Origin of the sequence: Campylobacter concisus (assembly GCF_002913945.1) — a bacterium.
GTDB classification, from domain to species: domain Bacteria; phylum Campylobacterota; class Campylobacteria; order Campylobacterales; family Campylobacteraceae; genus Campylobacter_A; species Campylobacter_A concisus_P.
The window spans coordinates 39,927-45,981 of sequence record NZ_POZK01000026.1 but is presented as its reverse complement, the minus strand read 5'-3'; the positions used below and the strand labels follow the sequence as shown (position 1 = coordinate 45,981).

The window sequence follows — 6,055 nt, the reverse complement described above, 5'->3', positions numbered from 1 at the left end:
ATATAAATTTATGTTTTAAAATCTTAATTTGAATTTTACTAATTATTTTTTTTACTATATAAAAAAAATCTATACGCACTTTATTCTCCATAAATTTTTGAAATTTCATTAATTTTATTTAAAATAATCTCTGGTTTTAAATTTTTCATACATTTTATATTATCGTAAATGTAAGCGATACATCTATCTATACTTTCATATGGATTATAGCATGGAGAACAATCTTCGTCGGAGCGTATAAAATATTGTTTATCTCCGATTGGATTTGCTGCCAATGCTTGGGTAGGGCCAAAAATTCCCAATGTAGGAATATTTTGAGAAGCCGCCAAAAACAAAATAGAGCTATCATTTCCAAAGTATAAAAGAGCATTTTTTAATATAAGGGCCGTTTCATCAAAATTCGTTTTTCCTACTAAGTTTATAGCATTTTTAGATTTTATTTTTTTAGACAATAGTTCATCGCTTTTACCGTTGCCAACTATGACAACTGGTAATTTTAGTTTATTTATTACTAAATCAAAATATTCAATAAACCAACGCCTGCTTTTCATTTCGGAATGTTTATTTATTCCTCCACCCGGATTGCATACTATATATCTTTTTGGCAAATTAAACTGTTTTATATCGGTATTCTTGCCTATATAATACTCCAATTTAACAGGATTTGCAATATTAGCATCAAAAAGCCTAATTAAATCGAATTCTTGAATGGTACGGTTTATCTTTTTGTATTCATATTTTAGATGTTTTTTATACAAAAAAGAAACACTATTTGAAAAACCATAAATTTTCTTTACCCCACCCAAAAATAATATTAAACCGAGTATAGGCGAACGATGAAAATTAAAAGCAACATCATATCTCTTTTTTCTTATCTTTAAAATAATAGTAAATGCTCTTTTAATTTTAATAAACAATCCAGCATAAGAAGTATCGATATCGATTATATCTGCTATATCTGGATTGTTTTTAGATAAAAAAACAAAATCTTTATCTACCAAATGATCTATAGTATTATCTATATTATTTAAAGCACTAAAGCATGGACTAGTTGCCAATATATCACCAAGACTAGCCAATTTTACAATTAATATCCTACATGACATACAAAGCCTGCCTCTTTGTTTTATTTAAACATACCCCAATAAAAAAAGCAAGTAGCAAAAAACTATAATAATCATTAGGGTTAGCTAAAAAACTAAATATTAATGAAAATAATATAATTTTAATTTTGTCTCTATTTTTAAAACTAGAACTAAAAATCTTAAAAAATAAAAAATACCAAACAATACAACCAATCATGCCAAACTCAACTATATTATTGGCAAATAAAAGACCAGCATAGTCATGGAAATTTGCCGGCAACCCTTCAGAATACAATTCTCTAAAATAAACGTAGTTTCCCAGCCCAACTCCAAAATCAAAATCATAATTAAAAATACGGCTCATCATAAATAATGCAGCATATCTTCCAACAGAGTGCTGCTCTACTTGGTCTTTGTACGGAGAATAGTCAGTGCCAAATAGTATATCTGATACAAGTGCAAATTTAGTGTATACGTTGGCTATATTAAATTGAACCATAATATAAAGTATACACATCAATATTATTCCAATAAAAAATGTACTTTTAATATTAGCATACTTTGAAATAATCACAGAAACAATATATCCTAAAACAAACAATATTCCTCTCGTAGATTCGACCAAAAGGCAAACAACGATAGAAATAAATAAAAAAATATAAGATATGTATACTTTTTCATAAGATTTTCTTATTTCAATCAAAAATATGCTAAGTATTGCCAAGTAGCCTCCAAGTAGCCCTTTTTCTGGAAATAGTGCCGATTTTTCGTTTATATTTAATAAAAACAATAAAACTAAATTTATAAAAAACATAAATATTATATCTATCTTATTTATCGTGGAGCCAATTGACCCCATAATATATAAAAAAGAAACTATAATAACACACTGCAAATAATACAATAAATTATATATATAAAATGACTTTGAACCAATAGCCCATTCAATATTTTCAAAACCACTCAATACAACAATGCCATATAAATAATATACAGTTAAAAACAAAACCATTATGATTAAGTTTATAAAATTTTTTTTCACAATAAACGAAAAATTATATATAGCATAAACAAACAAGAAAAATACCAAAGGTATCTCAAAAATTTTTAAATCACCTATTCTAAAAACCCATATAGGAAAAGTATAAAAAATAATTTTTTCCAACAAAGAGATCTTAAATTTATGGAAAAAATATATCTGTTTTTTCATGTTAAGCTTTAGTGATAAACTTATTTTTATTTAACAAAATATCATTCAAGTACCCTATTTTTATATCAGCTATACAGTTCATATCATTACAACCTCTAGACAAATAACAAGGAGAGCATTTAACTGCTTGCGTAATTTGTATACAATTTTCATTAATCGGCTTCCACCATTGTAAGTTATTTCGTCCATCAGTAATGCAGATCGTATAAATTTTAAATTGTGCTGCAAAATGAGATACGAAAGAGTCCAAGCAAACAAGAAGTTGCGCTTTTTCTAAAATATTAGCCAAATCATACAAATTTAACTTATTACACAAATTTATAACAGAATTATTTATTTCTAGATTTTTGCAAATTTCATAATCTGCATCACCGGCTCCAGTTAAAAGAACTAGATCATATTGTTCTTGCATAATAAATATTAACTCTCTCCATTTTTTAATATCCAAAAGTTTATATTTATCGCCAGCTCCCGGATGAACTATTGCATATTTTTTATCTTCTAACCATTTTATATTTTTTGTAGTTAAAGATGGGTGTATATAAAATGGTGTATCATTTCTTAAATCAAAAAATTTTTTAAACAACTCTATATGGTAAGTAGCAATACTTTGAGATTTTAGGACCCACTTTATCGTTTCAGAATAAAAATTATCAAATCCGCCAGATGAGTACCCCAGTCTATTTTTTATCCCACAAACAAATAAAAACAAAGACGAATTTGGATAAAAATGATAGGTGTCAATAGCTAATGCATATTTTATTTTTCTAATTAAAAAGCAACTTTTTATAAAAGTTTTATAGTATTGAAGTAGCTTTAATATAATTGATTTTTTAGATCTATTAAGCTTCCAATGATCCACATAATAAACTTCATTAAAAATATCATAATACTCTATAACTGGTTTATTCCAACTACCAGTAACTAGATCCACCTTTAACTCCGGATTGCTTGCCTTTAAGACATTAACACTAGAAATGAGTATGGTTATATCACCTAGATGTGCTCCATTAGCAACCAGAACCCTTTTAATGCCATTGGTATTACCAATATCTTTTTTTACAAAAGGCCTAATCGGAAACGATAAATAATAAACCACATACAAATAAAATTTAAGAAGTTTATTTTTTACAAGATATCTACCACTATACATTTTTTTTAAAAAACTTTCTATAAATAACCCGGATCAAGGGCATTACCTTTGATGGTATTAAAAATAAAGGAAATACTTTAAGCCAAAAAATAGGAAATTGTTTATACGCATTAAAACACATTCTAAAAGCTTCTTTGCAAAAAAGTATCGACTCATTATTTACTTTAGCATCTAAAATACGATTAAAAATATGAATACCACAAACAGTCGCCATTACTTTATTATAAGTTCTAGAATTTTGACCATATACATCTCCTGTAATTTTTTCATAACCATATACATCAATAGCAAGTCTCTTTAATCTTCCCTCAGACATAAGGGAATCGTTGTTACTCCTATATCCTACACACTTTTTGTGTATATATAGCCACGAGGGATTTTTTTTTAGCATTTTTGCTATAACGTACATATGAACATATCCATTAAAATAATTTTCGATACAGCCAACCTCTATTACACTTTGCCATAGCTCTCTTCTTACTATCTGTGCTGAAATATAGCCAATACAATAACCTAATTCAGAAAAACACTTTTCACTTGATTCATAATAAATATCTATATTGTTTGGAACTAATGATTCGGAATAAATTTCATTACAAAGCCCAGAATCATACATTTTTGTATTTAGAGTAATACCGGATAAATTATCATACTTTTCAATATTGCTCAATATAAGATCAATAGAATTATTTTCTACCCTATCATCACTTCCCATAAGCCAACAAAATTCACCGCTAGCTATCTCAACTACCTTAAGAAAATTTCGATCCACCCCCATATTTCTATCCCAACAAAAATATGTTATATTGGGAAAAAACTCTTTATAACTATCTACTATATTCTTAGTATTATCAGTAGACGCATTATCGCTTATAACTATCTCTATGCCATTTATACCCTCAGCAGCATCTATAACACTTTGAATGGTCTCACCTATAAATTCAGCCCTATTGTAAGTAGGTATACAGATGGATAATTTGTATTTTGACATTTTTACAACCTTAAATATCTAATTGACTTTTAGCCTTATACGGCAAGTACCACACAACCGTAACCATAAAAGACGCAATTGTACCATACAGTAAACCATATATCCCAAAAAACATAGTAAATAATATTTGGCATACGATACTTACGGCGGCTTGTATGGGAACTATAAGCCAAAACGGCTTTAAAATATTGGCACTCTGTAATACCATAGAAAAAGTATCCGTCCATACTCTAAGCAAAAAATATAAACAAAATAAAAGAATAAGCAAAATAGAAACATTTAAAGTTGTATTTTTTATTAAAATACTAAAAATAAATGGTGCAGCTATGTATAATATTATAGAAAAACATATGATAAGTATCATGCCTATTGGAATATACTTAATCAAATACCGTTTAATTTGCTCAAAATCATTTTTATTAACACATTCATTAACTATAGGCCATAGTGCATATATTATTGAATAATACATAAAAAACCCGAAACTATATAATTTCATTAGTGTATTGTACAAAACGATATCATTTGAATTTAAAAACCTAGATGCTATGAAATAATCAACCTGCAATGTTAATGTTCCAAACAAAGCAAATATCCAAAAACTTATACCGCGCCTAAGCAGTTCTTTTAATATGCGCGCTTCAAAAGATAATTTTATGCTATTTGTCTTTACAAAAAAAATTAAACAACATAAAGATATTAAAGCTTGTGGCAAAATACTTGCAATTATAGAGTAGAATAGCTCAAAACTCTCCAAGCTATCTTTTTGTAACATGACAATATAAAGGCACACAAATGTAATTGTCGCTGCAATTGCCGGCATTACATTTGATATATAACCCTTATGCAGAGCATAGTATATCCTATAAACTACATTAGATCCTGCTGTTAACAGCAGGATAGAAGTAGTTGTATATAATAAAAATATTTTATCTTCTACGCAAATATTAAATTTGTATAAATATAATGGTGCCATATATACGCATACAGGATAAGATAAAACAATCAGGATACCAAATATTATAATAGCCAAAGAAACAGTATTTCCAACATACATATTATAATCCAAATTTTTTACCCTACACTCTGATATAAAATTCTGCAAACTTGAACCAAGACCAAAATCAGACAAAAAAATCCAGCCACTCAAGGCTATCAATAGGGTATATATAGCATATTCATCCAATCCAAGTATAACAGTCAATAGTTTTATAGTATAAATTTGCAAAAAAGCTTGCAAAATCTTGCTTATCCAGTTGCTTAATACAATAAGCCTAAACGAATTTATTTTCATATTTTATCTATCAATTTTTACTAATATTAAGTAGACTTAAAAAATACAATAAATACTCCTCTTACCAATTTTTATCCAACAAAAGCTTCCACGCTAATAGCAAATTTAAACCCATCCGCTTTCTCTTATCCTATGGCATAATACTCGGTATAACCATTAAAATACAAACAACTCAATACACTCAATAAAAATAGAAACTCTTACAACCAAGCAATCTATAATTGTAATATTTACTTTACTGTATATACCTTTTTTTAATAACAATAAAATCTATTTTTTAAAATCTTACTAGTAATATTAAACTTCAAAAGCCAAAGCCGCC

The 6,055-nt window shown here is 27.6% G+C and carries 5 protein-coding genes; all 5 read right to left on the bottom strand.

All coding sequences use genetic code 11. The features are described from left to right. Window positions 1-80: 80 nt before the first annotated feature. The 5 genes from CYP64_RS06140 to CYP64_RS06120 are packed head-to-tail and all read right to left on the bottom strand — an operon-like array spanning window position 81 to window position 5,733. Window positions 81-1,079, bottom strand: coding sequence for a glycosyltransferase family 9 protein (locus tag CYP64_RS06140; protein WP_181001699.1), 999 nt, complete (start codon window positions 1,077-1,079; stop codon window positions 81-83). Window positions 1,080-1,095: 16 nt separating this feature from the next. Beyond that, window positions 1,096-2,295, bottom strand: a complete 1,200-nt coding sequence (locus CYP64_RS06135) for an O-antigen polymerase (protein WP_103649077.1) — start codon at window positions 2,293-2,295, stop codon at window positions 1,096-1,098. A 1-nt stretch (window position 2,296) separates the two neighbouring features. After that, complete coding sequence (locus CYP64_RS06130; RefSeq protein WP_103649076.1) at window positions 2,297-3,448, bottom strand: glycosyltransferase family 9 protein; 1,152 nt, start codon at window positions 3,446-3,448, stop codon at window positions 2,297-2,299. Continuing rightward, window positions 3,441-4,439, bottom strand: coding sequence for a glycosyltransferase family 2 protein (locus CYP64_RS06125; RefSeq protein WP_103649075.1), 999 nt, complete (start codon window positions 4,437-4,439; stop codon window positions 3,441-3,443). The genes CYP64_RS06130 and CYP64_RS06125 overlap by 8 nt, the downstream gene beginning before the upstream one ends. A gap of 10 nt (window positions 4,440-4,449) precedes the next feature. Next, the gene (locus CYP64_RS06120; protein WP_103649074.1) at window positions 4,450-5,733 is read right to left on the bottom strand and encodes an MATE family efflux transporter; all 1,284 of its coding nucleotides are present in this window, start codon (window positions 5,731-5,733) and stop codon (window positions 4,450-4,452) included. Window positions 5,734-6,055 lie beyond the last annotated feature (322 nt).